This is a genomic window from Brevibacterium sp. LAARM3_SD1 (genome assembly GCF_057364765.1).
Window position 1 is genome coordinate 60430 of record NZ_JBNFOL010000011.1, and the last position, 24746, is coordinate 85175.

A 24746-nucleotide genomic window follows, 5' to 3' on the forward strand; every position below is an offset into this window, starting at 1 on the left:
TTCAGCCTTCGTTGTCGTTGGGGCGGGGCGCCTCGGCCGGGCGATTGTTCGGCGTCGGTCGGGCAGAGGTGGTGAAGCGCAGCTTCACGCCCGGAGGCAGCTGCGCGGCGAGGTCGAGATCATCGACGCTGGCGATGATCGGGTAACCGCCGGTGAGCGGATGGTCGGGGCCGAAGAGCACCGGCTGACCGTTCGGCGGAACCTGCAGGGCGCCGGTGACCGCGCCCTCGCTGGGCAGCTCCCCGGTGCGGGCACGGTCGAGCGGAACCTCACCGGACAGGCGCAGTCCCACCCGGTCCGATTCGTGGGTGACCGTCCATTCTTGTGACAGCAGCGTTTCGATTCCGGCGTCGGTGAACCAGCCCTCACGGGGTCCCAGGGTCACCGTCATCTCCACGGTCTCGCCCGCCTGCGGCAGGTCCCGCGGTCGGGCTGGAGTGGGATCGACGAGGTGGGGCGCCGTCCGCGGATCGTGCACACCGACCGTGGCGCCCTTGTCGACGATGGCCGGACCGAGCCCGGCCAGGGTGTCAGCGGAACTGCTGCCCAGAGCCGTCTCGACATCGATCCCACCCCGGACCGCCAGGTAGCGTCGGACTCCGCGCTCGACAGGTCCGAGTTCGAGTTCGTCCCCATCGGACAGAGCAAAGGCCTCGCCGAGGCGGGGCGTGAGGACCGTGCCATCGGCAGCGGTCACGGTGATCGCTCCGGTGGCCCCGGTGACAGCGGCGACACCGTCACCCGTGGAGCGCAGGAGCACTGCGCCCCCGAAGCTCTCCAGCCCGGCAGCGGTCTCGGCGTTTCCGACAAGACTGTTGGCGGTGGTCAACGCGGTGCGGTCGGCGGCACCGGCGGCGGAGACTCCCATCGAAGCGAAACCGGGCCGCCCGAGATCCTGGACGAGAAGCTGCAGCCCGGGACGCAGCACCTCGAGGGAGTGGGAAGCCGCTGCCGCCGAATCGGATGCCGAATCCGCTGCTGAATCCACCGCAGAATCCGACGCCGCACCTGGCGAACCCGAGAAACCTGACGAACCTGACCCCGCACTCGAGCTCGCGACCTCCACCGTCTGGCGCGCGCCTCGGCGAATTTCACGATCGTGCCGGGGACGAACAAGGCCGGCGGTTCCCGTTCGAGGTCCCACAGCTTTGCATCGGTGCGGCCGATGAGCTGCCAGCCGCCGGGGGAGGAACGAGGGTAGACGCCGGTGAACTCGCCGGCCAGAGCCACCGATCCCACGGGCACGCGGGTGCGCGGGGAGGAACGGCGGGGCACGTTGAACAGCTCATCGTCACCGGCGAGGTAGCCGAAGCCGGGAGCGAATCCGGCGAACGCGACCTGCCAGGTGGCGGCTTGGTGGCGGTTGACCACTTCGGTGGGGGAGACGGAGAGGAGGTCGGCCACCTCAGCGAGGTCGTCCCCGTCGTAGTGGACGTCGATCATCACCTCCCGGGCATCGCCGGATGTCGACTCCGTGTGCCCGAGCCCGCGGACTGCCTCGGCGAGGAACTCGGCGTTCGTGCGTGCGGGATCGAAGCTGATCAGCACGGTGCGGGCGGCGGGGATGAGTTCGGTGACGCCGCGCAGGTCGGCGGCTTCGAGGCTGTGGTGGAGGGCCATCGTCGCGGTCAGGTCGACACACTCGACGAGGAGGTCGCGCTTCGACGCGGTGTGGAAGGTCAGGGAGTCGGCCTGCGGTGTCGAGGTCATTGGCGGTAGGTGTCTTCCGGTTCGTCGGTGATGAACATCTTCCCAGGTGAGTGCGTGATCGCGAAGGGAATTCCCGACGCCTGGATGGCGGCTTGCGGGGTGACTCCGCAGGCCCAGAAGACGGGAATGTCGCCGCCTTCGATGACCGGGGCGTCACCGAAATCCGGGGCGCCGAGGTCATCGATGCCGAGCTGGGAGGGTTCGCCGATGTGGACGGGGGCGCCGTGGACGGCGGGGAAGCGGTCGGTGATGCGCACCGCCTCGGCGACCTGGGAGGCCGGGATCGGGCGCATGGACACGACCATGTCCCCGCTGATCCGGCCAGCGGGACGGCAGGCCGTCGACGTGCGGTACATCGGCACGTTGCGACCCGCCTCCTGGTGGCGGACCGGGATGCCCGCTTCGGTCAGCCCGTTCTCGAAAGTGAACGAGCAGCCGATGAGGAAGGACACGAGGTTCGGATGCTGCTCCCACACTTCGGTGGCGTCGGTGACCTCGTCGGTCAGGGCGCCGTTCTCCCAGATCCGGTAGCCGGGAATGTCCGTTCGGATATCGCTGCCCGGGGCGAGTGCGGATGCCAGCTGCCCGGGTTCGAGGACGTCGATCACCGGGCACGGCTTCGGGTTCCGCTGGGTGAAGAGGAGGACGTCGAAGGCCCAGTCCGCAGGCACGGAAATGAGGTTCGCCTGGACGAGTCCCGGCGCCATCCCCGAGGTGGGACCGTCGAATCCTGCCCGGATGCGGCCGCGGGCTTCCGCGCCCGCAGCCCGCATCGTGTCCATGGCAGTGGCGGTCGTGGTTGCAGCGCTCATTTGCCGGCTCCGGCGAAGGCGGCGATCGTGACGCCTTCGGATTCGAGGAGATCACGGGCGGCGCGGGCCATGTCGATGGATCCCTGGCTGTCGCCGTGGAAGCAGATGGACTGCGCGTCGACGTCGACGAGGCTGCCGTCGATGGCTTCGACCTGTCCGGTCTGGACGAGGCGCAGCACGCGGGCGGCCACGGCTTCGGGATCGTGGAGGACCGCATTCGGCTCCGACCGGGAGACCAGGGAGCCGTCGGGGTTGTAGGACCGATCGGCGAAGGCCTCGGCGGCGACGGTCAGTCCGGCCTCGGCCGCGACGCGGTTGGCCACGCTGCCGGCGAGTCCGAGGAAGACCAGGGAGTCATCGATGGCCTTGACGGCATCGACGACGACTTTCGCCTGTGCCTCATCGTGGACGATCGCGTTGTAGAGACCGCCGTGGGGTTTGACGTAGGCAACGTCTCCGCCGACGGCCGTGGTCAGTCCGATGAGGGCACCGATCTGGTATTCGACCTGGGCCTGCAGGGTGGCCGCGGGGACGTCGAGGGCGCGACGACCGAAGCCTTCGTAGTCGTCGTATCCGGGGTGTGCTCCGATGACCACTCCGCCCTTCGTGGCGGCGTCGACGGTGGCGCGGATGCCCTCGGGATTGCCAGCATGGAACCCGCAGGAGACGTTGGCACTGGTGACCAGGCCGAGCATGGCCGCATCGTCGCTGACGACGCGGTCGGGGACGTTCTCCCCGAGGTCAGAGTTGAGGTCGATTCTCAGTTCGCTGTTGACAGACAATGTCATCCTCCGATTCCGATCATGGCGAAGATGGGGCCGATGGACTGTGTGGCCGTGTACCACGTGACCAGTGTTGCCGCGGTGCCGATGATGAGCAACCACTTCGGGTACGAGTCAGTGCGCAGCAGGCGGGGCCTGAACCAGCCGATGTACATGAAGATCGTCAGACCGATCGGCAGGATGAGGCCGTTGAAGCCGCCGACGAAGACGAGCAGCGTGGCCGGCGCGGTGCCGAGGACGAGGTAGACGACGAGCGAGACGACGATGAAGGCCACGGTCGCCAGCTGCAGCGGCCACCCGCCTTCGAGGCGTTTGGAGAACGCCGAGAGGAACGTCGCCGAGGTGTAGGCTGCGCCGATGACCGAGCTCAGAGCCGCGGCCCAGAAGATCGCGCCGAAGACGCGCATTCCCGCATCTCCGAGGACGGCGGCGAAGGCCTGACCGGCGGGGTTGGCCACGCTCGAGTCGAGGTCGAGAGCGACGCCGGAGGCGACGACGCCGAGGATGGCGAGGAAGAGGACGTAGCGCATGACTCCGGTGACGAGGATCCCCGACAGAGCCGAGCGCATGACAGAACCGGCGTTCTCCGGGCCGGTCTTGCCCGAATCGAGGTACCGGTGGGCGCCGGAATAGGTGATGTAGCCGCCGACGGTGCCGCCGACGATCGTGGTCACGGTGGCGAAGTTGATGGTGTCGGGCGCGATCGACTGTCTGAGTGCCTCACCGACCGGCGGGTTCGAGACGATGGCGACGATGCAGGTGAGGATGATCATCCCGATGCCGAGGATGAGCACGACGGTGTCGACGACCTTGCCGGCGCGCTTGAACAGGAAGATGCCGATCGCCAGGACGCCGGTGACGAGCCCGCCGAGCTTCGGATCGATGCCCAGCAGCGCATTGAGACCGAGGCCGCCGCCGGCGATGTTGCCGATGTTGAAGGCCAGTCCGCCGACGACAATGAGGATGGATAGGAGGATGCCCGAACCCGGCACGGCCGAGGAGGCCAGCTGGGCAGCACGTTTGCCCGAGGAGGTCACCATCCGCCAGATATTGAGCTGGATGGCGATGTCGATGAGGATCGACGCGAAGATCGCGAAGGCGAAGGCCGCGCCCATCTGAGCCGTGAAGGTGGCGGTCTGGGTGATGAAGCCCGGACCGATCGCCGAGGTGGCCATGAGGAAGATGGCGCCGATGATCGCGCTGCGGCTGATCTTGGAGCCGATTTCGCTCTTGGTATTGTCAAGGCCCGAGGCGGTCCCATCCGTAGCAGAGGGTTCCGGCGGTTGGGATTCCGGTGCGTGTGACATAGGAGTCTCCGACTGTCTGGTGGTCAGTTGTTCCTTCGTGTGTGTCGATGGGGTGTGGATAGCGATGACTGTGTCCTGGCACACGTGAAGTGGTAAACAATCTAGCACTCATTGTTCAACAAACATAGACGAGGGTCACACTTTCCTCGTCTCTTTGTCGACTGACGGATGGGAGTTCGGGGTGCTGTTTCAGTAGAATGGAGAGGTGAATCACGATTCGTCCCTGGTCAACAGGCTCACTGACCGCCTCATCGCCGGAGAGCTGCGCCCCGGTGAGCGGCTGTCCGAAACCGCGCTGGCGAAGGAATTCGATGTTTCGCGCAATACTCTGCGTGAGGCGTTCCGGGTGCTCGGTGAGCAGGGCCTGGTCACGCATATCCCGCACCGAGGCGTCTCAGTGGCGTCACCGAGCACCGCTGATGTCGTCGACATCTACCGGGTGCGTCATCATGTTGAGTGCTCGGTGCTCGAGTACGCGCCGCGCAATCACCCGAACGCCGTGAGGATGGAGGCGGCCGTCGAGGCTGCCGAGAAGTTCGCTGCCGAAGAGAACTGGCTGGAAGTCGGCACGGCGAACATGGGGTTCCACAATGCCGTCGTCTCGCTTTCGGACAGCAGGCGGTTGATGCGCTCGTTTGCCAATGTGCTCGCCGAGCTTCGCCTGGCCTTCCTCAAGGTGGAGGTCCTCGACTTCCTCCATGCGCCCTTCATCGAGCGCAACCGCGAGGTGGTCGAGATCTATCGCTCTGATGGGCCGGGGGCCGCTGCAGCTAGGCTTGCCGTCTACCTCGGGGATTCGGAGAGACAGGTTCTCGGTGCCTATGCCCGCGCCGGTCAGGACTGAGCCGCGTGGCGGCAGACCGGCTGCCATGAGCGGCCCGGTCGAGATTCCGCAAAAGCCCACTCCGGGGCGAGCAGCCCAGTTTCAAACAGGGGCTATTCGCCGCAAACTGGGCTATCGGCAAGTCCCGCCGGCGAAACCTGGCTATTAAGGTTCCTCGCCGGAAACTGAACTCCGCCGGCCGCCACCTTGAACGCGAAAGAACCGCTCCCAACCGAAGTCGAAAGCGGTTCTCTCTGTGCTGTGCACCCCCCGGGACTTGAACCCGGAACCCACTGATTAAGAGTCAGTTGCTCTGCCAATTGAGCTAGAGGTGCTTGCCGCACATGCTGTGCAACGAGAATTAATATTACTCAGGTGTCGACCGATCATGCAAACCGAGATCGGCCCATATTCGGTTTTGTGATGAAGGTCGCAAGCCCCTGGTCAGAATCTCTTTGCCAGCGAATCCGGCGACCCGGAACCCACTGATTAAGAGTCCCTCCACCGCACCGGATTCGTCCCCGATGCCCGGAGGCACTTCAGAGATACATTCCGGAACTCGACTGCTCGGCCGGTTCGGAGATCGCGTGGACGTCGCGCTCACGCAGCAGCACGTACGCGCGTCCCTCGAGCTCCACCTCGGCGAGTTCCTCGGGATCGTAGAGGACGGTTTCGCCGAGGTTGGCCTGCCTCACGTGAGGGCCGGCCGCTACGACCTTGCCCCACACGAGGCGTCTGCCCATGCTGGCGGTGGCGGGAATGACGATGCCCGCCGAGGACTTGCGTTCCCCGGCTTCCGCGCTGGGTTCGAGCAGGATCCGGTCATGGAGCATCCGGATCGGTAGTGCGGCATCAGCCACGCTTGCGACCGGAGAGTCCGACGATGAGGGCGGCCACACCGAGGACGGCACCGGCGCCGAGTGCGATGATCTCGGGCTTGGGGGAGCCGTCTTCCTCGACGACCTCGGACTTCGCCTTGTTGACGGCGCGCGTCGCCAGTACCTTCGGGTGGATGCGGCCGACGAGCTCATCGATGTTCTCGGCGATGCGCTCCTCGCGCAGTCGGATCGACTCCGCAAGCTGTGCGGTTGTCGCCTGGTCGACGGTCACATCTGAGGTGTAGACGTTGTCAGTCATCGGGTCGAGTCCTCCCGGTCGAGAATGCTTTGCTGCGTCTGTGACCTTGTGCCACAGTGCTTCGCTGTCCAGCTTAGCGGCTGGGCACTGGGAGTGTCAGATATCGGCCGCGGTTCGACGGAATCTTACGATCTCGACGTTCGCGGCCGCAGGCATGTTTGGGTAGTGACTGCGGACATTGGCGATATACCGCTCCAATCCACTCTGGCGGGTGAGGTCGAGATCCTCAGGCTGCAGTTCGTCGGTTCGCTTCACCATCACCGAGGCGACTTCCACGGGGAGGGTGCCATGTTCGGTGTTCTCGAAGTACGCCAGAGCCGGACCCGTGCGGTGGCCTTCGTTCCACCGCACCGTCAGCGTCTTCGTCCCATCCGTGACGGCGTCGAAGTAGCGAGCGTGGAACCTCAGCAGTCGTTTCGGTGCAGAATCCGGATGTCGGTAAGAGTGGGGGAGCAGAGCGGGGACCGTGGCGATCGACGGTTCGCCCGTGGTGTCAGCCGGAGCGATGACGAGGGCATCGGGATGGAGGTCGAGGAGGACCTGTCGGCATCGTCCGCACGGAGCCAGCAGCCCACGGCCTTGGTCGCCGACCGCGGCGATCGTGACGAGCGGACCGGCGTTCGCGGCCGCGGCGGTGCCGATCGCGACGAGTTCCGCGCAGAGTCCACCGTTGAAGTGGTGGACGTTGACACCGGTGTGGATTCGCCCGACAGTGTCCATGGCGGCAGCAGCAACGGTGTGGTTCTCATCCGGCCTGAGGCCGCGTACGAGTTCTTTAGCGGCGGCGATTACGCGCAGCTCTGAGTCGAAGAGGCCCATTCGGCCTCAGTCCTGTTTTCCGCGGCGTCCCATGAGGTAGATGATAAACCCGACTGCTGCCATACCGGAGGCGGCGAGAACGAAGATGGGCCAGGAGCTGACGATCGTGGAGATGATGGATTCGCCGAACGAGGTCGCTGGATTCTGATTGGCCCTCGGGGACGGCTGATCGCCACCCGTGATGAGGTCCGTATCGTCTTTGGGCGTCTGTTCGTCTGGGTTGCGAGGAACCGGATCCGAATAGTCGGGGCGTTCTGCGCCCTCGTCATCTCCGGGCAGAAATTCATCACCTGCGGTGCCGGGGATGGTTTCGCGTTCGTCGTCGGGAGAACCGTTGCCGTTTGACGGGTCCGGAGTGGTGCCGTCGGCGTCTGAAGTGCCGGCCGACGAACCGGCACCGTCCGAATCCTTCTCGTCGTCCTCGCCGGAATCCGAGCTGTCGGAATCGCTGCTGCGAGAGCCGTCGGAGCCCGTACCGGTATCGGAATCAGATTCCCTGCCGTCGGAGTCCCCGTCGGCAGACGTATCTGCCCGTTCCGTCGAGTCCGAATCCGACGAGGTGGTGCTGTCGTCAGAGGTGTTGCTGTCCGAGGAAGAGCCGTTCTTGCCGGCCTCGCGGTCGCTTCCGGAGCCGTCATCGGTGGTGGCGCCGTCCTTGCTGGCGGTCTTGCCGCCGTCCGGGTCGCTGTCGGCCTCGGCACCTTCGGATGAGGTGGACCCATCCGCTGTTGGAGAGGGATCGCTGTCCGCCGTCCCGTCCTTTTCGGTGCCATCAGAGTCGCTCGATGCTTCGGCAGTGCCTTCGTCATCTGAGTACTGTTCGCCACTGGCAGTGATGTTCTTGCCGTCGGCTTTGAAAGTCCACTCCGGGTCGGGGCCCTTGTCTCCAAAGCCCTCGAACCTGAAGGCCTTTTCTTCGCCCGCTGCTCTGATCGTGCCGTCAGAGCCGAACTCGAATTGGGTGGGTGCATCGGCCTGCGTGGTCGCGTCAGCCACGGATCGGCCGCTGTCGTCAGTATCCGAATCGCTGCTGGTTGAGTCCGCGGTGCCTTTGATCGATGCGTCTTGCGCTGGGACTCGGACCATTCCGCGATCAGTCGGCGCGTCAAACTCTACGCCCTCCCAGCTCTTCGGCAGGCTTCCGGGCTTATTGTCGTTCGGCTTGACCGAAAGCTGCTTAGTGTCCTTATCCCAAGTCGCTTCGAGCTCACCTTCGATTGCACAAGGTTCGTCCGAGGTCCACTCCTGATCCTTGCAGGCCTTGTCACCCTCTTCAGTGGGACCAGGACCGCCGTCTCCGCCTTCGGCCTTGGCGCTACCGTTGTCGGCGCCGCTCGAATCGGCGTCGGCACCGTCTGTGCCGTCTGCCGACGAACCACCATCGTCGTCGTTAGCGGAATCAGCTCCGGCGGAAGCGCGGGCCTCGGCACTCGAACTGGCTTCGGTCGTGGGAGTGGGACTCGGTTGGGCGAATGCAGGTGTGACAGTCGCCGAGATCGGTAGTGCTGCCAGGGCAAGCGCGGCGCCGATTGCGGCGGCTCTGCGGCTGAGCCTGTGTGAGACTGGCACTGCGTTCCTTCGCGGTGGGGATTCCGACTTCATTGGGTCAAGGGGACATGACGTTCAGACACATCGGGCACTATCTTAATGTCTCGACCAGATGTGTTAAAGCCATAGGCGTGTTTCGCCGTGGCGCGGGAGCCATGACTGGACCGTGGTCAAGGGGCGGCGATCATCGGCCGGCGCCCCCAGCGTGGAATCAGCGATCCTGTGTTTCGGACTTCTTCGGATAGGCCCGAATGGTCGAATCATCGCCGAGCACCAGGGCGCTGTTGCCCTTGTCGACGACCGCAAGCAGATCGGTATCTGTCTTGAACGCCCGCTTGCCGGCGAGCAGGCACGAGGTGCTCGTGTCCATCGTGCAGGGGACGATGCTTCCGCGTGGTTCGGAGAGGTGAATATCACGGCTGGAGACATCCATGAGCAGCAGACCCGACTCCAGGTCGAAGAGATAGGGGCCGATATAGGCACGTTCTCCGGCCTGTCCGCGGACCCAGGACTTCTCGCCGACGATGTCGGTCGTCGTGGTCACGGTCGAGAGGATCGATCCGTCCTCGAGGGAGTGGACGACGAGCTGGATCCTGTGACCCGAGTTCGTCGAAGCGCCCTGTTCGCCCCACAGCGTGATCGCCTTGCCATGGCCGGCCGAGATCCAGTCGATGATCTTCAGTTCGTCCCCGGGGCTTTCGAGTTTGATGCTCCGCTCGTCGCCGGTCTCGATGTTCTTCGCCTTGACCGGACCGTTCCAGTCCGAGCTGAAGAGCTCATCGTCATCGATGGCCATCGGTGTCGAACCGGCCTGCGGGGTGGGCACATCTTCCAGGCCATCGGCGCCGAAGGTCGAGAGCTTGTTGCCCGATTTGATGAGTACACTCTTGCCGGCGGAGGTGATGCGTGCCTTCTCCGGCAGCTGGTAGCTCTTCGGCTTCGATTCCCCGTCGAAGAGTGCCTCGGCGGTGTCGCCCGCCTGCCACAGCAGGGCCGGACGCCCGTCGATGACGGTGTCGACGGCGAAGGTCGGGGACTGATCGATCTTCGTCTTGTACCGAGTCTTGCCGGTGTCGGCGTCGAGGACTTCGAGGCGGCCGTCGTTGACCAGCAGGACCCCGCGATCGGAGGCCGTCACCGAGGCGTCCTCGGGCACCTCGGCTTCCCACTTGGGGGAATTGTCGTAGCTGGGAACAACGTCCTGAGTCTTGTCGACGGAGAGTTCGGACGCGGGATTGACCTGCTGTTCCGAGCCGATCGTCTGCGGGGTGTCGGGGGAGTCGACGGGGACGATATTGGGAACGACGAATGCGCCGATCATGAGGATCGCCAGACCGATGAGCACGAGCCCGGGAACGGTGATCTTCTTCAGCCGCTGCGGGCGGTTGCGAGCCGATCGTCTGCGCACCGGTGTCTTCTTCACCGTCGGCGCAGCCGGTGTGGCTGGTCCGGAGAACGGCGTGCCCATCGGGTAGGCCTCGCCGTTCGAGCCTGACGAATCGTCCTGGGCGAGGTAGCCGTTCTGCCCACCTGAGGACTGGCCGGACCGGCCGTTCGTGCTCTGGTCGGCAGGTTCCGAAAGTTCGGCATTCTCCGATTGCCCGGCCGAATTTCCGGCCGATTCAGTCGAACCAGCTGCCGACCCATCCGTGGACGGAGCGTTCGACGATTCGTCCGGAGCCGCCTCGGTGGGGGTGTCCTGTTTGGGGACGGCCCCGACTCTGCCGTTTTCGTCGATGCCGATCTCAGTGGTCTTCGTGCCGTCGTCGATCGTGACGGTCAGGGGAGTCGCGGTCTCCTTAGCGTAGTCGCCGAGGTAAGAGATGGCCTGCCCGGTGTCCGAATAGCGACTCGTCGCCCCGTTGAGGGTGGTGTAGGTGAACCCGTCATCGGAGACGGCGATCAACGCACGAGGCATGTACAGGGTTCCTTGACAGTTATCGAGGGCAGGGCCGAGTCAATACTAATGAATGTCGAGGGTCGCTCCTACCACTTTTCCGAAACCGTTATAGATCGCTACTGAATCGTTGCATGTAATGAGATCTGCGTCTCATCGGGAATCTTGGGCGGTTCTGGTTTGCCCGGGTCAAGCGGGTGCGGTTAAGATGTATCTTGCTGTCTGCGCCTGATGGTGCAGCGCATGTGGTGGGTATAGCTCAGCTGGTAGAGCGCCGCGTTGTGGTCGCGGATGTCGCGGGTTCAAGTCCCGTTACTCACCCCGATCGGGAAGCCCCGTGATCCGTGCGAACGGATCACGGGGCTTCTCTCATCCCCACAGCTTGCCCACTGTGTGCCCACACTTTCCCACCCCAGGTTGCCGACGGTCGTCCTTGATCGACCCCGATCGCCGATAATGGGGACATGACCATCGATGGCTCCCTGACGGTCGTCGGCAGCATCAACGCCGACATCACCGCCACCACGTCCCGACTCCCCGCCGCCGGTGAGACCGTGGGAGGCGGCCGGCTCAGCAGGTCGCCCGGCGGGAAGGGCGCGAACCAGGCCGCAGCTGCCGCCCGCCTCGGTGCGCGGACCCGCATGATCGGCGCGGTCGGCCCCGATTCCGACGGTCAGGCGATGCTCGACGCCCTTCGCTCTGTCGGCGTCCTAACCGATGACATCGCCGAGGCGACCGCCGAGACCGGGACCGCGCTCATCATGGTCGACGCCGCCGGTGAGAATCAGATCGCCGTGTGCGAAGGTGCGAATGCCGAGGTCAGTCTCGCCGGCATCGAGTTCTGCGCCGACGAGGCCGTGCTCACCCAGCTCGAGATCTCCCTCGACCTCATCGTCGAACTCGCTGACCGGGTGCCCGGATTCCTCGCCGTCAATGCGGCTCCCGCCATTCCGCTGCCCGCCGAGGTGGTCGACCGGGCCGATCTCATCATCGTCAACGAATACGAGTACTCCCAGCTGCCGCAGCTGAAGGCCGCGAAGCTCGTGGCCGTCACCTTCGGGGCGAAAGGATCGGCGTTGCTGAGGCACGGCCAACAGATCGCCTTCGCCGAGGCGGTCCGAGCCAACCCCGTGAGCACTGTCGGCGCCGGGGATGCCTATTGTGCGGCCCTGACCATCGGGCTGACCAGCGGGCTTGAACCCGAACGCGCACTCAGAGCGGCCAACGCCGTGGGTGCAGCGGCTGTGGAAGTGGCATCCGCCCAACCGGAGTTCGATCGGCTCGAGGCCTATCTGCCGGTCATCGACTGACCTGGCAGACCCGGCCCTCGACTGACCTGACAGACTGGACGAAAGCGGATCCATCCACTGTCGCCACCCGGGATCCGCCGCCACATGAGGAGGATCATTGACGAACACCCCCGCGCACGACCCGTCCCTGTTCACCGGGCTGAGCGCCTTCCCGCTGACTCCGCTGAAGGGTGATTCCCTCGACGAGGATGCCTTCGTCGGACTGATCGAACGCCTCGTCCTCGCGGGAGTCGATTCGATTACGGCGCTGGGATCGACCGGTTCGTACGCCTACCTCAATATCGAGGAGCGCGCCCGGGTCGCGCAGCTGAGCGTCGAATCCGCTATCGACATCCCCGTCTTCATCGGCGTCGGGGCACTGCGGACGAGGGACGTGCTGGCCAATGTCGCGTCCGCCGAAACCGCGGGAGCCCAGGGGCTGCTGCTGGCACCGGTGAGTTATCAGCCGCTGACCGACGACGAGGTGGTCGAACTCTTCCGCACGGTCACCGAATCCACCGACCTGCCCGTGGTCGTCTACGACAACCCGGGCACCACGCACTTCACGTTCACCACAGAGCTCTACTCTCGTATGGCCGCGCTCGACGGAGTGGCTTCGATCAAAATACCCGGGTCGCCGGCCTCACCTGCCGGATGGGATGAGCGCATCGGTGAGATCCGCGCAGCCATCGGTGACGAGGTGACGATCGGCATCTCCGGCGACGTTCACGGCGCGGAGGGCCTCATCGCCGGCTGCGATGCCTGGTACGCGGCAGTCGGCGGAACCCTTCCGGAGCCGCTGCTCGAGATCACCCGGGCCGCCGAACTCGGCAATGCCGATCTTGCCCGCGAACTCTCCGCCGAGCTGCAGCCGCTGTGGGATCTGTTCACCGAGTTCGGGGGAAGCCTGCGGGTGACCGCAGCCATCGCCGAACACCTCGGGCTCATGGGCGCGGGCAGCCTCCCTCTGCCGCTCCGCGACCTTGATGAGGCGGCCAAGCGCAAGGTCGCCGAGGTGGCCGAGAGCCTCGACCTCGCCTGACCAGCCACCGGCTCCAACCTCCGGCTCCAACCTCCGGCTCCGACCTTCGGCTCCAGGTGAACGAGTTCACGATCCGTCCACCTGCGGTTCGGAATCGGTCCATTCCGGGGGCCTATGAATAGGTGCTTGTGGGTTCAGTCGGCCCGCGATGCCCATCCGATCCCGGAGAACCGATGACGATCCCACTGTCTGCGAAGACGCTCACGGCCTCGGCGGCCGCCCTCCTGCTGGCCACCGGCTTCACCGTAGGCGGCACGACGACCGGCGCGAGCACCGCCCACGCCGCAGAGGTGGACGACCCCATCAGCTTCTCGGCCGAGGATGCACAGATCGACATGGGGTTCCTCGGGTCGCATGAGACCGGGCAGTTCGATGAATCCGCTGCCGAGATCACCGCCGTCCACGGTGACACGGTCTTCACCGTCAACGCGCAGGCCGCCACTGTCGACGTCATCGATGCATCGGACCCGAAGAGCCCGAAGAAGGTCTCCGAGATCACCGGCACCGGGGTGGCGAACTCGATCTCCATCCGCGAGGACGGACTCGGCGTCATTGCGCTCGAGAACGAGGACAAGACGCAGCCCGGAACCGTGATGTTCTTCGACGCGAACGACCCCGAGGCGGACATCCTCGGCGAGGTTCCCGTCGGATCCCTGCCCGACATGGTCACCGTCACCCCCGACGGCACTCACGCCCTGGTGGCGAACGAGGGCGAACCGGCCGACGATTTCTCGACCGATCCAGAAGGTTCGGTGTCCGTCATCGACCTCCCCGCCGAGGTGGCTGCGCCGTCGGATTCGGATGTGCACACCGCGGACTTCCACGAATTCGAGGACGGGGGAGCGAAGACGCTGCCGGAGGATGTGCGGATCTTCGGACCGACCCCCGAAGACGACCTGCCGATCTCGCGCAACCTCGAACCCGAATACATCACCGTCGCAGGAAGCAAGGCCTACGCGACCCTGCAGGAGGCGAACGCGCTCGCGGTCGTCGACATCGCCTCCGCCGAGGTGGAGGACATCCTCCCGCTGGGGCTCAAGGACCATGGGCAGGCCGGCAACGGACTCGACGCCTCCGACCGTGACCCCGAGGATGCCCCGACCGTGAACATCACGGAACACGAGGGACTCAAGGGCGCGTACATGCCCGACACGATCTCGACGTTCACCTCCGGAGGCACCGACTACCTCGTCACCGCGAACGAGGGTGACTCGCGCGAATGGGGCGACTTCGTCGATGCGGCCAGGGTCAAGGACCTCGGCGAGGACGGTCTGGCGCCGGTATGCGAGACCTCGCCGCTTAAGGACAAGCTCGGCGATGAGGATCTCGGACGGCTGAACGTCATCACCGATCTGGGGCTCAACGAAGCTGGTGACTGCTATGAGGAGCTCGTGGCGTTCGGTGCCCGCTCGTTCTCCGTGTGGACGACCGACGGAAAGCTCGTCGCCGATTCCGCGGATGAGTTCGAACGTCTGACCGCCGAGGCTGTGCCCGACTTCTTCAACTCCAACCATTCCGAGTCGAACCTCGAGGGACGCAGCGACGACAAAGGACCCGAACCCGAGGCGCTGACCATCGGCGAGGTGGGGGAGACGACCTACGCGTTCGTCGGCTTCGAACGCATCGGCGGAATCGCGGCCTTCGACCTCAGCAAACCCGGTGACCCGAAGTTCGCGACCTACTTCAACAACAGGGACTTCTCCTTCTCGGTCGAGGACGAGATCGAGGATGTCTCGGATCCTGCAGCGCTGCTCTCGAGCGTCGGTGACCTCGGGCCGGAGGGCATCACTTTCCTCAGCGCGTATGAGTCGCCGTCGGGCGAGGCGGCACTCGTCGTTGGCAACGAGGTCTCAGGAACCACGAGCCTCTACTCGGTGGCCGACCTCGCGAACGGTGGGGACGACGGGGACGAGAACGGCGAGGCCGGTGCCGGCGGAGACGAGAAGAACGCCAGTGCTGATGAAGATGCAGGCGCTGACCACGACGCAGACTCCGAGAGCGACGTCGACACTGAGGCCGGTGCGAACGACAACGCTCAGGCCGACGCTGGCCGAGATTCCGACTCGGGCGTTGACGGGGCAGAAGCGGACAGCGGCTCGAGCACCGGCGCTGGCAGCGACTCAGCGGCCAGCTCGAACGGCGACGACTCCGCAGACCCGAACGAGGCCGACGGCGATCCGCTGCCGCGCACCGGTGCCGACCTCGGTCAGTACCTCATCCTCGGTGGAATCGCTGTCGGACTCATCGCCCTCGGCACAGCAGCCTTCTTCGTCACGCGCCGCCGCTGAGTTCGCAAATCAGGGAGCTCAGTCGATCTGGCCGATGGGTTCGCGCTTCTCGGCCTGGAACTGATCCTCGGCGCGGCCGCGGGCCCAATAGGCCGAGATCGACAGTGCCTCCCGCGGCACTTCGCGTTCCTTGAGGATCTTGCGGATGACCTTGATCGTCTCTCGCTCGCCGTGGGCGAAGACCTGCGGAGTTCCCGCACGCCACTCGAGTCCCTCGACCGCAGCAATGAGTTCCTCTTGCGAGTCCACCCATCTCACCTCGATGCCAGCGGGCGCCTCGGGCAGAACCCGATCGGCTTCGTCGGTGACACAGGCCAGGACAACTCCGGTGGCTCCGGCAGGCATCGCTTCGATGGCGGAGCTCACCGCCGGGATCGCGGAGTGGTCGGCGATGAGCAGGTGCCAGGCGGACTCGGCAGCGGGGGCGTACTTGCCGCCCGCTCCGGAGAGGACGAGCGTATCCCCGGGCTTCGCGTTCTTCGCCCAGGGTCCGGCGATTCCATCATCGTCGTGGATGACGAAGTCGATGCTCAGCCACTTCTCCTCGACATCGATCTCTCGCACCGTGTACGTGCGGCGACTCGGCAGCTTCTCGGGGGACTGCTCGCGCAGCTCCGCCAGATCGTAGGGCGGGACGAGTTCATGCGCAGGATCGGCGAAGAGGAGTTTGACGTACTTGTCGGTCGCATCGTTTGAGTCGATGTTGTCGAAGGTGTCGCCGCCGAGGCGCAGCCGCACCAGATGCGGGCTGACCTCGGTCGTCTCGAGGACGGTGAGCACCGCCTGCTGGCGGGCGGGTCGTGCAGTGCGCTCTGAGGTGTTGGGTGCGGTCGTCACAGGCGGCCTTTCTCAAACGGGGTACCCCTGAAAGCTCAGGTCGACTTCGGAGGGCGAAGCCGCCTCGGCGCAGGGATTCGGTAAGGCTCACCTTAGCAAATCTGTATCAGCGGTGGGCTCCGGGTCTCAGCGGACGGTTTCGCACCGTTCCTGCCGCTGGCCTCGACCACCCGCCATGGCCGTCAGTGGGCGCGGTCGGCCATCTCTCGGCGGCGATCGTCGCGGATGCGTTTGAGTCCCTTGACCGATTTGAGCGAATCGAGGATCTGCACGCCGGGAAGCGGGGAGTTCGGTCCCTTGCACTGCATCATGTCGTCGGGGTCGAGCAGCACCACGCGGATTCCGTCGTCCTTCATGCGCGACAGCGCCTCGGTGAGCATGCTCCGGGCGATGGAGTTGATCTCATTGACTCGGCGCAGGTCGAGGACGAAGGTGTTCGTGGTGGAACCGGGCTCGTCCATCGTGCGCAGGACGTTCTCCGAACCGCTCCACTGGATGAGGCCCTGCAGGCTGCAGATGCGGACCATCTTGCCCTCGGAATCGACGAAGCGACGGTCACGGCGGATGATCGAGCGGGCCGGTTCCGGTGCATCCATGATGTGCAGGCTCAACCGGTCGGAGAGGTCCTGGAAGATCTTCGACCCGCGGACGCTCGTGCCGTGCTTGTCCAGGCGCGGAGAGAACGTGGCAATGCCGACCTGACCTGGCATGACGCCGAAGACGCCGCCGGAGACGCCGCTCTTGGCGGGAATCCCGATCTCCGTCATCCAGTCGCCTGCCGCGTCGTACATGCCGCATGTCATCATGACCGCGAGCACCTGCCGGTTGACCCTGGGAGAGAGCACCTGCTCACCGGTCAGCGGATTGATCCCGCCCCCGGCGAGGGTCGAGGCCATGATGGCGAGGTCCTTGACGGTGACGGTGATCGCGCATTGTTCGATATAGCCGCGGACCACCTCGTCGGGGTCGTCGTAGAAGATGTCGTAGGACCGGAGCATGTTCGCGATGGCGACGTTGCGGTAAGCCTCACGCCATTCGCCGTCGGCCACCGAGTCGTCGATCGTTAACTCTCGGCCGGCGAAGCGGGAGAGCCCGGCACGCACGATCTCCGTGCGTTCGGCCAGTCCTGCACCGGGATCGCCGAGGATGGAGTGGATGGTCATGGCCCCGGCGTTGATCATCGGGTTGAGCGGGCGGCCGGACTTCTTGTCCAGGGAGAGCTCATTGAACTTCTCACCGCTGGGTTCGACGCCGACCTTCTCGAGGACTCCGGCCAGACCCTCCTGTTCGAGGGCGAGGCCGTAGATGAAGGGCTTCGACATCGACTGGATCGAGAACTCGTGGTCGGCATCGCCGGAGGTGTATTCGACGCCGTCGAGGGTGGAGATGCAGATCGCGAGCTTCTCCGGATCCGCTGCTGCGAGGTCCGGGATGTAGTCCGCATTCTCGCCGGACCGATCCGGTCGGAATCGGTCGAGCGTCTCATCGAGGAAATCCGGAATGGGCGATCGCATGGCACCTCCTGCTGCAGTAGTGGTCGGTCGGCACAGCGTGGCTTGACGCAGACTGCCATTCTCACACACTCGCTCGCTGCCCGCTGTGTGTCGGTGACTGAGCCGATGAATCGGCTGATCCGGTCCTGGCATGTTCCAGGTCTGGCACCGAATGTGCTGCTCCTGTGACGGGTCCCGACCTTAGTGTGAAGTCATGACCCGTTCCAAGCTGCTCCTTCTCGTCGGCATCGCGTTCACCGCCGTCGCTGTCGTCGTCATCGGCGTGATCGTCACCGCGCTGGTGCTGCGGTCGGCACCGCCAGACCCGGAGACCGAACGTCTGTCCGAGCATGCGCTGACCCCGCAGGAATCCATCACCGAGGTGGCCCCGCAGAGGGACGGGACCGTGCAGATCCGCCAAAGGCTGATCTACGAGACCCCGCCTGAAGGCGGAAAACCGGTCGGTCTGTGGATCAGTGATGCAGGAGTGGGTCGGAATCCTCAGACCGGGAACCGACTGGCGATGATGCCGAAACTGTCTTCGCTCAGCGCCGTCGAGCTGAGCACAGCCGATGACTCGACTCGGACCTCACCGAAGACACTCGGAGAGTTGGACATCGCCGTCGATGAAGAGAGGGAGCAGGGCTTTGACCACCCGGAGGCGCACTTCAAGTTCAACCCGGAGGATTCCGACGGAAAGACCGGACAGTGGAGCGAAGGCCGACACGTCATCGAACTCGAATACGTCCTCGACGAGGTATTCATCACCGTGGCCGGCGAGGATGTCTTCGCCGTGCCCATCCCCGTGATCGGCAATGGTCAGCACACGCAGAAGACACACACTTTGAACATCGACACCGACGGGCCGGTGCATTGTCCGGCCGACAACGTCGACTTCGAACTCGGTGATGGCTGCGACGCTGCAGCATTCGCACGAGTCGATGATGGTGAAGACTCGGAGGCCGGCGCCCGCGTGGTCTGGCGGGAGTCCCTGACCGACAGTCATGACGTCATCGCCTTCACCCCTCCCGCAGGAATGACTGCATCCCCGATCCCTGCATATGAGAGGCAGTGATGAGAGAGATCAAACGAGGAACCAGGCGCCGCCGCGGTTCGTCCTCGCTGGCAGCGCTCGCCCTCACCGCGATGATCGTGACCGCGGTTGCCGTGCCCAGTTGGGTGGACGCAGCACCGAATCCGTTGCGCAGCAAAACCGCTGAGCACACGCTCAGCATCGCCGCCGATGGCAGCTACTCGGTGCGGCTGGACACGAGATTCGAGCTCGCGCGGGATACGAAATGGTCGTTCGGCGGTGACATCCACGACGGATTCCGCCTGCCAGATACTGAGTCCCTGCTGCCGCCGTACCTGCGGACGGATTATTCGAATCCGCGAGGAACCATCGATTCGACCAAAGCGGAGGCGTCCATCGAGAAAGAGCTGCATTCCGTCGACATCGGCTTCTCCACGGACAAACTCGCTGCAGGATCTCACCGCGGCGTCCTCGACTACGAGGTTGCCGGGGCGGCGGTGCCGGCCGCAGACGTCCACGGGAAACAGGGCCGCGGCATTGTGGTGTACTTCCGGCCCTTGGACCGCGGCGACCTCGTCGTCGAGTCCGAGGCACCGATCACCGCCGTCGACTGTGAGGTCATCTCTCCGCACAGCGAGTCGTGCGGCGAGAAGAAGGGAGATGGGTGGGAGGTGTCGGGCGAGGAGCTGCTGCGCGATCACACCGCCATCGACGCGGTGCGGATCACGATCGACGCCGACCCGGCATCCCTGCCGACCCCGGAGGTCGATTCCTGAGTCTGCGTTGCCGACCGCACTGCGTCTCTGCCTCTGCTGTGTCGCAGGGCACCGCCGAACAGAGTTCGAGCCCCTGCCGTGATCGGCAGGGGCTCGAACAGCTGATGCAGAAGATCAGTGGTCAGCGGCTTCCGGCTGATCCATTGTCGCCGTCGAAGCCATCGTCACGACGGTTCGCTCCGCCGGTCTGATCGTCTCCGCGGACGTCGTTCCCGCGAACGTCGTTGCGGTTCGCGCCACCGGGCTGATCGTCTCCACGGTTCGTTCCACCGGTCTGGCCACGGTCATTGCCGATGGCGTTATCCGCCGCATCCCGGGCCTTCTTGATCTTGTCCGAGTGCTTGCCCCCGGTCAGCGAGTCGGCGACGCCGGCGGCTTTGTCGAGGACTGAGTCAGTGATCTTCTCGCCCTTGTCCGAATTGAGTTTGTCCTTGACTTTGGGATCATTGGCGAGGTTCTTGGCCTTGTTGAGAAACTTGTCGAATGCCATGGCACGGTCCTTCTCAGTTGGTCGAATGCTCTGTCGATGTTGGTCGTGGGGATGAACAGGGACGGTTCGAATCCTAGTGCGGCAGTCTGTGTCGGAACTGGCAATCACATGATGCGGATTCGCCGGTCACCGACCTCCTTCACTCCTGCGACAGGCGACGGTGAGGGGCATTACGGGCAGTGAGGATGAGCGCGGCGAGTACTGCCGAGAGCAGAGAGGCGCTGAGAATGGCGACCTTCGCAACATCGTGTTCGACCGAACCGGCGGTGAAGCTGAGTTCGGCGACGAGGAGAGAGACGGTGAAGCCGATTCCGGCAAGCAGTCCGATGCCGGTGAGGTCGGCCCAACGTAGGCTGGGATCCAAACCTGAGGTGAACCGGCTGACCAGCCATGTGGAGGCGAGGATGCCCACCGGCTTGCCCACGACCAGTGCCGCCATGATTCCGTAGGTCAGGGGATGGGAGAACGCCGATACCAGGCCGTCAGTTCCTCCGATATCGACACCGGCGGCGAAGAAGGCGAAGACCGGGACGGCGAACCCGGCCGACAGCGGCCGTATACGGTGTTCGAGCGCCTCGGCGAGGTCGATTCCGGACTGGGCCTCGCCTTCGCATGAGTGACCGCCGGGGGCAGCGGGCGTTTGGTTCGAAGCACGGCCGACGACTGCGGGGATCGTGAAACCCAGCAGCACTCCGGCGATGGTCGCGTGGACACCTGAGGCGTGCATGAGCGCCCAGGCGACGAGCCCGAGGGGGAGGAGAACGACCCATGTGGCCCAGGCGCGCTCGACGAAGATGCGACGGAAACGACTTGCGATGAGTCCGTAGACGATGACGACTCCAAGCGCGGTGGCGAGGGGGCGAATCGCGATGGTCTCGGTATAGAAGATCGCGATGATGGCGATCGCCAATAGGTCGTCGACCGCGGCCAGAGTCAGCAGGAAGAGACGCAGAGCCTTGGGCAGATGGGATCCGACGATCGCGAGGACGGCCACTGCGAAGGCGATGTCGGTCGCGGTGGGAATGGCCCAGCCGCGCATCAGTTCCGGGCGGGTGAGCAGAAAGGCCGCGCAGATGAGGGCGGGGACGAGGACTCCACCGGCCGCCGCAGTGATCGGGACGACAGCGGTGCGGAGCCGGCGCAGGTCACCGCGGGAGAATTCCGCCTTGAGTTCGATGCCGACGAGGAAGAAGAAGACCGCGAGCAGTCCGTCGGAGGCCCACTGCCCGATGCTCAGCCGCAGGTGCCATGGTTCATAGCCGAACTCCCAGTCTCGGATCGCGAAGTATCCGGCCGATACCGGAGAGTTGGCCCAGATCAGAGCGGCAGCAGCGGCGATGAGGAGCAATGCGCCGCCGACGGTGTCGCGGCGCAGCGTCGCAAACAGGCGGGAACCGGGAGATGTGGCGAGGGAAGGTGAGGTCACGATGAGTCCATTTCGTTGCCGGAGTCTGTGCATGTCCGGCCCGAAATGTGCGAGTGGTCGCCCCGTCAGGTCACCGCTGGGTCGCCGAGGCGGGGGCGAGTGTCATCTTCTGCTCAGGGAGAGGGCCGGAGTGGTGATCCGGCAGGCAATGGGGCAGTGCCGGAGAGCATCATGCCCCACGAGGTGATGTAGCCGTTGGTGCCGGAATGTCCGAGCACCCACACCTGCGGCCTGAAATCGGTGCCGCGCATGGTGGAAATCATCCGTTGCAGTCTAACCGACCCTCTGCACACCGCGCCAACGGGAGATAAGTGTGGCCAGATTGCACGCTTCGGGCGCGAAAATGGCAATCTGGCCACACTTATCGGGGGAGCTGAGGGCACACGAGCCTCTGCGCAGCGTCGCCGGGGACCTACCCCAGCCCGCCGGAGAGCCGAGCATGCAGTGCCTCGGTATAGGCGTTCATTCCGGTGATCTCCAGGCGCGTGCCCAGCGCTTCGTACTTCGTCACGATCGCGTCGAGGGCGGCCACGGTCGACGCGTCCCAGACATGCGATTCCGTCATATCGATGACGACGTGATCGGGATCGTGCGTGTATCGGAACTGAGTCGTCAGATCGTTCGACGAGGCGAAGAAGAGCTCGCCGCGGACCACATAGCGGGCAACCGCCTCGGTGTCGGTGGAATCGTCCCCGTCCGGACCTGCCGCGGATCTGGTGATCGTGCGTTCGACGGTGACGAAGTGGGCGACCCGCCGAACGAAGAGCACACTGGCCACGAACACTCCGACGACGACGCCGATGGCGAGGTTGCCGGTGGCGACGACGACCGCAACGGTGGCGATCATGACGAAGGTCTCGGACTTCGGCAGCATCTTCAGCGTCGAGGGGCGGATCGAATGCCAGTCGAAGGTGTCGACGCAGACCATCATCATGATTGCAGCGAGCGCGACCATTGGGATCATGCCCACGACGTCGCCGAGCACGACGACGAGGATGAGCAGGAACGCTCCGGCCATGAACGTCGAGATCCGGGTCCTCGCACCCGAGGCACGGACGTTGATCATCGTCTGCCCGATCATCGCGCAGCCGCCCATACCGCCGAAGAGGCCGGAGATCATGTTCGCGGCACCCTGGCCCCAGGACTCGCGGGTCTTGTTCGAGTGCGTGTCGGTGATCTCGTCGACGAGTTTGGCGGTCATGAGCGATTCCATCAGCCCGACCAGAGCCATGGCCAGCGAATAGGGCGCGATCGTGGTGAAGGTCTGCCAAGTCAGCGGGATGTCCGGAATGAAGAGCTCGGGCAGGCTGCGAGGCAGCTCGCCCTGATCGCTGACGGTGGGGACATCGATGGCGAAGACGATGGCGATGCCGGTGATGAGCACGATCGTGACCAGCGGCGCCGGCACGATCTTCGTCAGCTTCGGCATGAACACGAGCACGACGATGCCGATGGCCAGCAGCGGGTAGACCATCGACGGCACTCCGATGACGTGGGGGACCTGAGCTGCGAAGACGAGGATCGACAGGGCGTTGACGAACCCGACCATGACGCTGCGGGGGATGAACCGGATGAGCTTTGCCACGCCCGCCACAGCCAGCAGGATCTGGAACACACCGGCGAGCATGACGGTGGCGATGAACATGTCCATCCCGTGCTCGCGGGCGACGGGGGCGATGACGAGCGCCACCGCTCCGGTTGCCGCCGAGATCATGGCCGGACGCCCGCCGAGGAACGCGATCGAGGTCGCCATGATGAAAGCGGAGAACAGCCCGACCTTCGGATCGACCCCGGCGATGATCGAGAACGCGATCGCCTCGGGGATGAGGGCGAGCCCGACGACGAGTCCGGCGAGGACCTCACGGGTAAGCAGCCTCGGTGAGGTCAGTGCGTTCAGGACGGTCGGGTCGGGGCGGTAGCGTCTGGAGTCGTCGGCGGTCTCGGCGGGAATGGGAGTCGTCACGACCGGAACACTACCCGCCCCCGCGGTCAGCCGCGAGCGCGCCGGTCTGTGCGCAGCACAGTCTCGAGGAGGACCGAGATGCCGGGCATGATGTCGGCGAAGTCGGTGAACTCTTCGGGACAATGGCTGCGGCCGTCGACAGACGGAACGAAGATCATTCCCACCTGAGTCTTTGCGGCGATGATCCCGGCATCGTGGCCGGCACCCGAGAACATGGTTGCGCGCGAGAGCCCGAAATCGTCGGCCACTTCGGTGATTGTGGAAGTGATCGGCTCATGCAGCGGAACAGGGGCATCGTCGGTGGTCCATTCGATTTCGACCTCGACTCCGCGTTTCTCGGCCTCGCTCCCCGCCGCCGCAGTGAGTCGACGCTGAGCTTCGTTGAGCCAGGAGCCCTCGGGGCCTCGGAACTCTCCTTCGAGGCTTGCGATCTGCGAAACGACGTTGACTGCCTCGGGAGTGAAGCGGATCTGTCCGCTGGTGCCTCGAGTATTCAATCCGGATTCGGCGATCGACTCTACGGCGAGCACCGTTCCAGCCGCCGCGCAGCCGGCATCGGCCCGCACGTCCATCGGGGTCGTGCCGGCGTGGTCCTGACGACCGGTGAAGAGGGCCCGGAAGTGGTTGATTCCAGTGATCGTCTCGACGACGCCGATCTGCCGACCCGCCCGTTCGAGCTCTGGGCCCTGCTCGATGTGGAGTTCGAGAAAGGCCGTGACCGGATTGAAATCGTAGGCGGCCGAGAGGAAGTCGTCGGGGTCGATGCGGGAATCAGGCAGTGCGTCTGCCAGAGAACGTCCGGTGGGATCAGTGATGGCTAAGGTCTGACGGTCGACCTGTCCGGTCATCGCGCGGGAGCCGACGCAGAAGAGGCCGAAGTCATTGGGCTCCTCGTTGAAGAACACCACGACCACCAGATCGTGATCGACGCGGATATCGTGCTCCTGGATGAGCCGCACCACCTCGATCGCGCCGAGCACCCCGACGATCCCATCGAAACGTCCGCCGCCGTCGACGGTGTCGGTGTGCGATCCGAGCATGATCTGACGGCCGCCGAGGCGGCCGGGCAGCACTCCGATGACATTGCCGGCGCCGTCGATGCGGGTGTCCATCCCGGCCTGCCGCATGAGTCTGCGGGCGAATTCCCGACCCGAGACGTCGAATTCGCTCAGGGCACGCCTCGTCCAGCCGGGACGATCGGAGTCGGTCAATGTCGACAGCTCGGTGAGTTCGGAGGCGACGCGTTCGGGTGCGGGAGAGATCATGCTCATCAT

General features: G+C 64.9%; 23 protein-coding genes and 2 tRNA genes. 7 read left to right on the forward strand and 18 right to left on the reverse strand.

The annotated features are described in order from the left end of the window. Nucleotide 1 precedes the first annotated feature (1 nt). The 5 genes from AC2W7L_RS08545 to AC2W7L_RS08565 are packed head-to-tail and all read right to left on the reverse strand — an operon-like array spanning nt 2 to nt 4611. The gene (locus AC2W7L_RS08545; protein ID WP_486004141.1) at nt 2–868 is read right to left on the reverse strand and encodes a 5-oxoprolinase subunit C family protein; all 867 of its coding nucleotides are present in this window, start codon (nt 866–868) and stop codon (nt 2–4) included. Then, a complete protein-coding gene (locus AC2W7L_RS08550; RefSeq protein WP_486004104.1) occupies nt 826–1710 on the reverse strand; it encodes a 5-oxoprolinase subunit B family protein in 885 nt (294 codons plus the stop codon). Before AC2W7L_RS08550 ends, AC2W7L_RS08545 begins: the two co-directional genes overlap by 43 nt. After that, nucleotides 1707–2522, reverse strand: coding sequence for a putative hydro-lyase (locus AC2W7L_RS08555; protein WP_486004105.1), 816 nt, complete (start codon nt 2520–2522; stop codon nt 1707–1709). Before AC2W7L_RS08555 ends, AC2W7L_RS08550 begins: the two co-directional genes overlap by 4 nt. Then, nucleotides 2519–3310: a LamB/YcsF family protein gene (locus tag AC2W7L_RS08560; RefSeq protein WP_486004106.1), complete on the reverse strand. Its 792-nt coding sequence runs from the start codon at nt 3308–3310 to the stop codon at nt 2519–2521. Before AC2W7L_RS08560 ends, AC2W7L_RS08555 begins: the two co-directional genes overlap by 4 nt. Beyond that, entirely contained in the window at nt 3307–4611 is a 1305-nt protein-coding gene (locus tag AC2W7L_RS08565) for an NRAMP family divalent metal transporter (RefSeq protein ID WP_486004107.1), read from the reverse strand. The genes AC2W7L_RS08560 and AC2W7L_RS08565 overlap by 4 nt, the downstream gene beginning before the upstream one ends. A gap of 205 nt (nt 4612–4816) precedes the next feature. Here AC2W7L_RS08565 and AC2W7L_RS08570 point away from each other — a divergent pair, with 205 nt between their 5' ends. Then, a complete protein-coding gene (locus tag AC2W7L_RS08570; RefSeq protein ID WP_173155775.1) occupies nt 4817–5455 on the forward strand; it encodes a GntR family transcriptional regulator in 639 nt (212 codons plus the stop codon). 241 nt (nt 5456–5696) lie between these two features. Here AC2W7L_RS08570 and AC2W7L_RS08575 read toward each other — a convergent pair. From AC2W7L_RS08575 to AC2W7L_RS08600, 6 genes are all read right to left on the reverse strand, one after another. Further along, nucleotides 5697–5769 (reverse strand) — tRNA-Lys (locus AC2W7L_RS08575). 204 nt (nt 5770–5973) lie between these two features. Continuing rightward, on the reverse strand, nt 5974–6294 hold the full coding sequence (locus AC2W7L_RS08580; RefSeq protein ID WP_486004108.1) for a GroES family chaperonin: 321 nt from the start codon (nt 6292–6294) through the stop codon (nt 5974–5976). After that, the gene (locus AC2W7L_RS08585; protein WP_062862037.1) at nt 6287–6571 is read right to left on the reverse strand and encodes a DUF3618 domain-containing protein; all 285 of its coding nucleotides are present in this window, start codon (nt 6569–6571) and stop codon (nt 6287–6289) included. The genes AC2W7L_RS08580 and AC2W7L_RS08585 overlap by 8 nt, the downstream gene beginning before the upstream one ends. 96 nt (nt 6572–6667) lie before the next feature. Next, nucleotides 6668–7390 (reverse strand): ASCH domain-containing protein, encoded by a 723-nt coding sequence (locus AC2W7L_RS08590; protein ID WP_486004109.1) that lies wholly within the window; start codon nt 7388–7390, stop codon nt 6668–6670. Nucleotides 7391–7396: 6 nt separating this feature from the next. After that, nucleotides 7397–8959: a hypothetical protein gene (locus AC2W7L_RS08595; protein WP_486004110.1), complete on the reverse strand. Its 1563-nt coding sequence runs from the start codon at nt 8957–8959 to the stop codon at nt 7397–7399. Nucleotides 8960–9149: 190 nt separating this feature from the next. Then, nucleotides 9150–10856: a hypothetical protein gene (locus tag AC2W7L_RS08600; protein WP_486004111.1), complete on the reverse strand. Its 1707-nt coding sequence runs from the start codon at nt 10854–10856 to the stop codon at nt 9150–9152. 227 nt (nt 10857–11083) lie between these two features. Here AC2W7L_RS08600 and AC2W7L_RS08605 point away from each other — a divergent pair. The 4 genes from AC2W7L_RS08605 (at nt 11084) to AC2W7L_RS08620 (ending at nt 15454) form a co-directional block, all read left to right on the forward strand. Continuing rightward, nucleotides 11084–11156: transfer RNA gene (locus AC2W7L_RS08605), tRNA-His, on the forward strand. Between the two features lie 143 nt (nt 11157–11299). Next, nucleotides 11300–12145 (forward strand): PfkB family carbohydrate kinase, encoded by an 846-nt coding sequence (locus tag AC2W7L_RS08610; RefSeq protein WP_486004112.1) that lies wholly within the window; start codon nt 11300–11302, stop codon nt 12143–12145. A 127-nt stretch (nt 12146–12272) separates the two neighbouring features. Then, on the forward strand, nt 12273–13166 hold the full coding sequence (locus tag AC2W7L_RS08615; RefSeq protein ID WP_486004142.1) for a dihydrodipicolinate synthase family protein: 894 nt from the start codon (nt 12273–12275) through the stop codon (nt 13164–13166). 173 nt (nt 13167–13339) lie between these two features. Then, a complete protein-coding gene (locus tag AC2W7L_RS08620) occupies nt 13340–15454 on the forward strand; it encodes a choice-of-anchor I family protein (RefSeq protein WP_486004113.1) in 2115 nt (704 codons plus the stop codon). Nucleotides 15455–15472: 18 nt separating this feature from the next. Here the strand turns inward: AC2W7L_RS08620 and AC2W7L_RS08625 are convergent, their stop codons facing one another. Beyond that, on the reverse strand, nt 15473–16291 hold the full coding sequence (locus tag AC2W7L_RS08625; protein WP_486004114.1) for a siderophore-interacting protein: 819 nt from the start codon (nt 16289–16291) through the stop codon (nt 15473–15475). Between the two features lie 182 nt (nt 16292–16473). Then, nucleotides 16474–17805 carry a glutaminase gene (locus AC2W7L_RS08630; RefSeq protein ID WP_486004115.1) on the reverse strand — a complete coding sequence of 444 codons (1332 nt, stop codon included), beginning with the start codon at nt 17803–17805 and terminating at the stop codon, nt 16474–16476. Nucleotides 17806–17998: 193 nt separating this feature from the next. Between AC2W7L_RS08630 and AC2W7L_RS08635 the strand changes: the two genes are divergently transcribed. Both AC2W7L_RS08635 and AC2W7L_RS08640 read left to right on the forward strand, forming a co-directional pair. Next, nucleotides 17999–18859 carry a hypothetical protein gene (locus AC2W7L_RS08635; protein ID WP_486004116.1) on the forward strand — a complete coding sequence of 287 codons (861 nt, stop codon included), beginning with the start codon at nt 17999–18001 and terminating at the stop codon, nt 18857–18859. Then, nucleotides 18859–19593 carry a hypothetical protein gene (locus tag AC2W7L_RS08640; protein ID WP_486004117.1) on the forward strand — a complete coding sequence of 245 codons (735 nt, stop codon included), beginning with the start codon at nt 18859–18861 and terminating at the stop codon, nt 19591–19593. The genes AC2W7L_RS08635 and AC2W7L_RS08640 overlap by 1 nt, the downstream gene beginning before the upstream one ends. 121 nt (nt 19594–19714) lie before the next feature. Here the strand turns inward: AC2W7L_RS08640 and AC2W7L_RS08645 are convergent, their stop codons facing one another. The 5 genes from AC2W7L_RS08645 to AC2W7L_RS08665 all read right to left on the reverse strand — a co-directional run bounded on the left by AC2W7L_RS08645 (nt 19715) and on the right by AC2W7L_RS08665 (nt 24737). Further along, nucleotides 19715–20083: an antitoxin gene (locus tag AC2W7L_RS08645; RefSeq protein WP_167197724.1), complete on the reverse strand. Its 369-nt coding sequence runs from the start codon at nt 20081–20083 to the stop codon at nt 19715–19717. A gap of 139 nt (nt 20084–20222) precedes the next feature. Then, nucleotides 20223–21509 carry a Na+/H+ antiporter NhaA gene (gene nhaA, locus AC2W7L_RS08650; protein WP_486004118.1) on the reverse strand — a complete coding sequence of 429 codons (1287 nt, stop codon included), beginning with the start codon at nt 21507–21509 and terminating at the stop codon, nt 20223–20225. A gap of 113 nt (nt 21510–21622) precedes the next feature. Then, nucleotides 21623–21772: a hypothetical protein gene (locus tag AC2W7L_RS08655; protein ID WP_486004119.1), complete on the reverse strand. Its 150-nt coding sequence runs from the start codon at nt 21770–21772 to the stop codon at nt 21623–21625. Between the two features lie 149 nt (nt 21773–21921). After that, on the reverse strand, nt 21922–23472 hold the full coding sequence (locus tag AC2W7L_RS08660; RefSeq protein WP_486004120.1) for a SulP family inorganic anion transporter: 1551 nt from the start codon (nt 23470–23472) through the stop codon (nt 21922–21924). Between the two features lie 26 nt (nt 23473–23498). Further along, entirely contained in the window at nt 23499–24737 is a 1239-nt protein-coding gene (locus tag AC2W7L_RS08665; RefSeq protein ID WP_486004121.1) for a M20 family metallo-hydrolase, read from the reverse strand. Between the last annotated feature and the right edge of the window lie 9 nt (nt 24738–24746).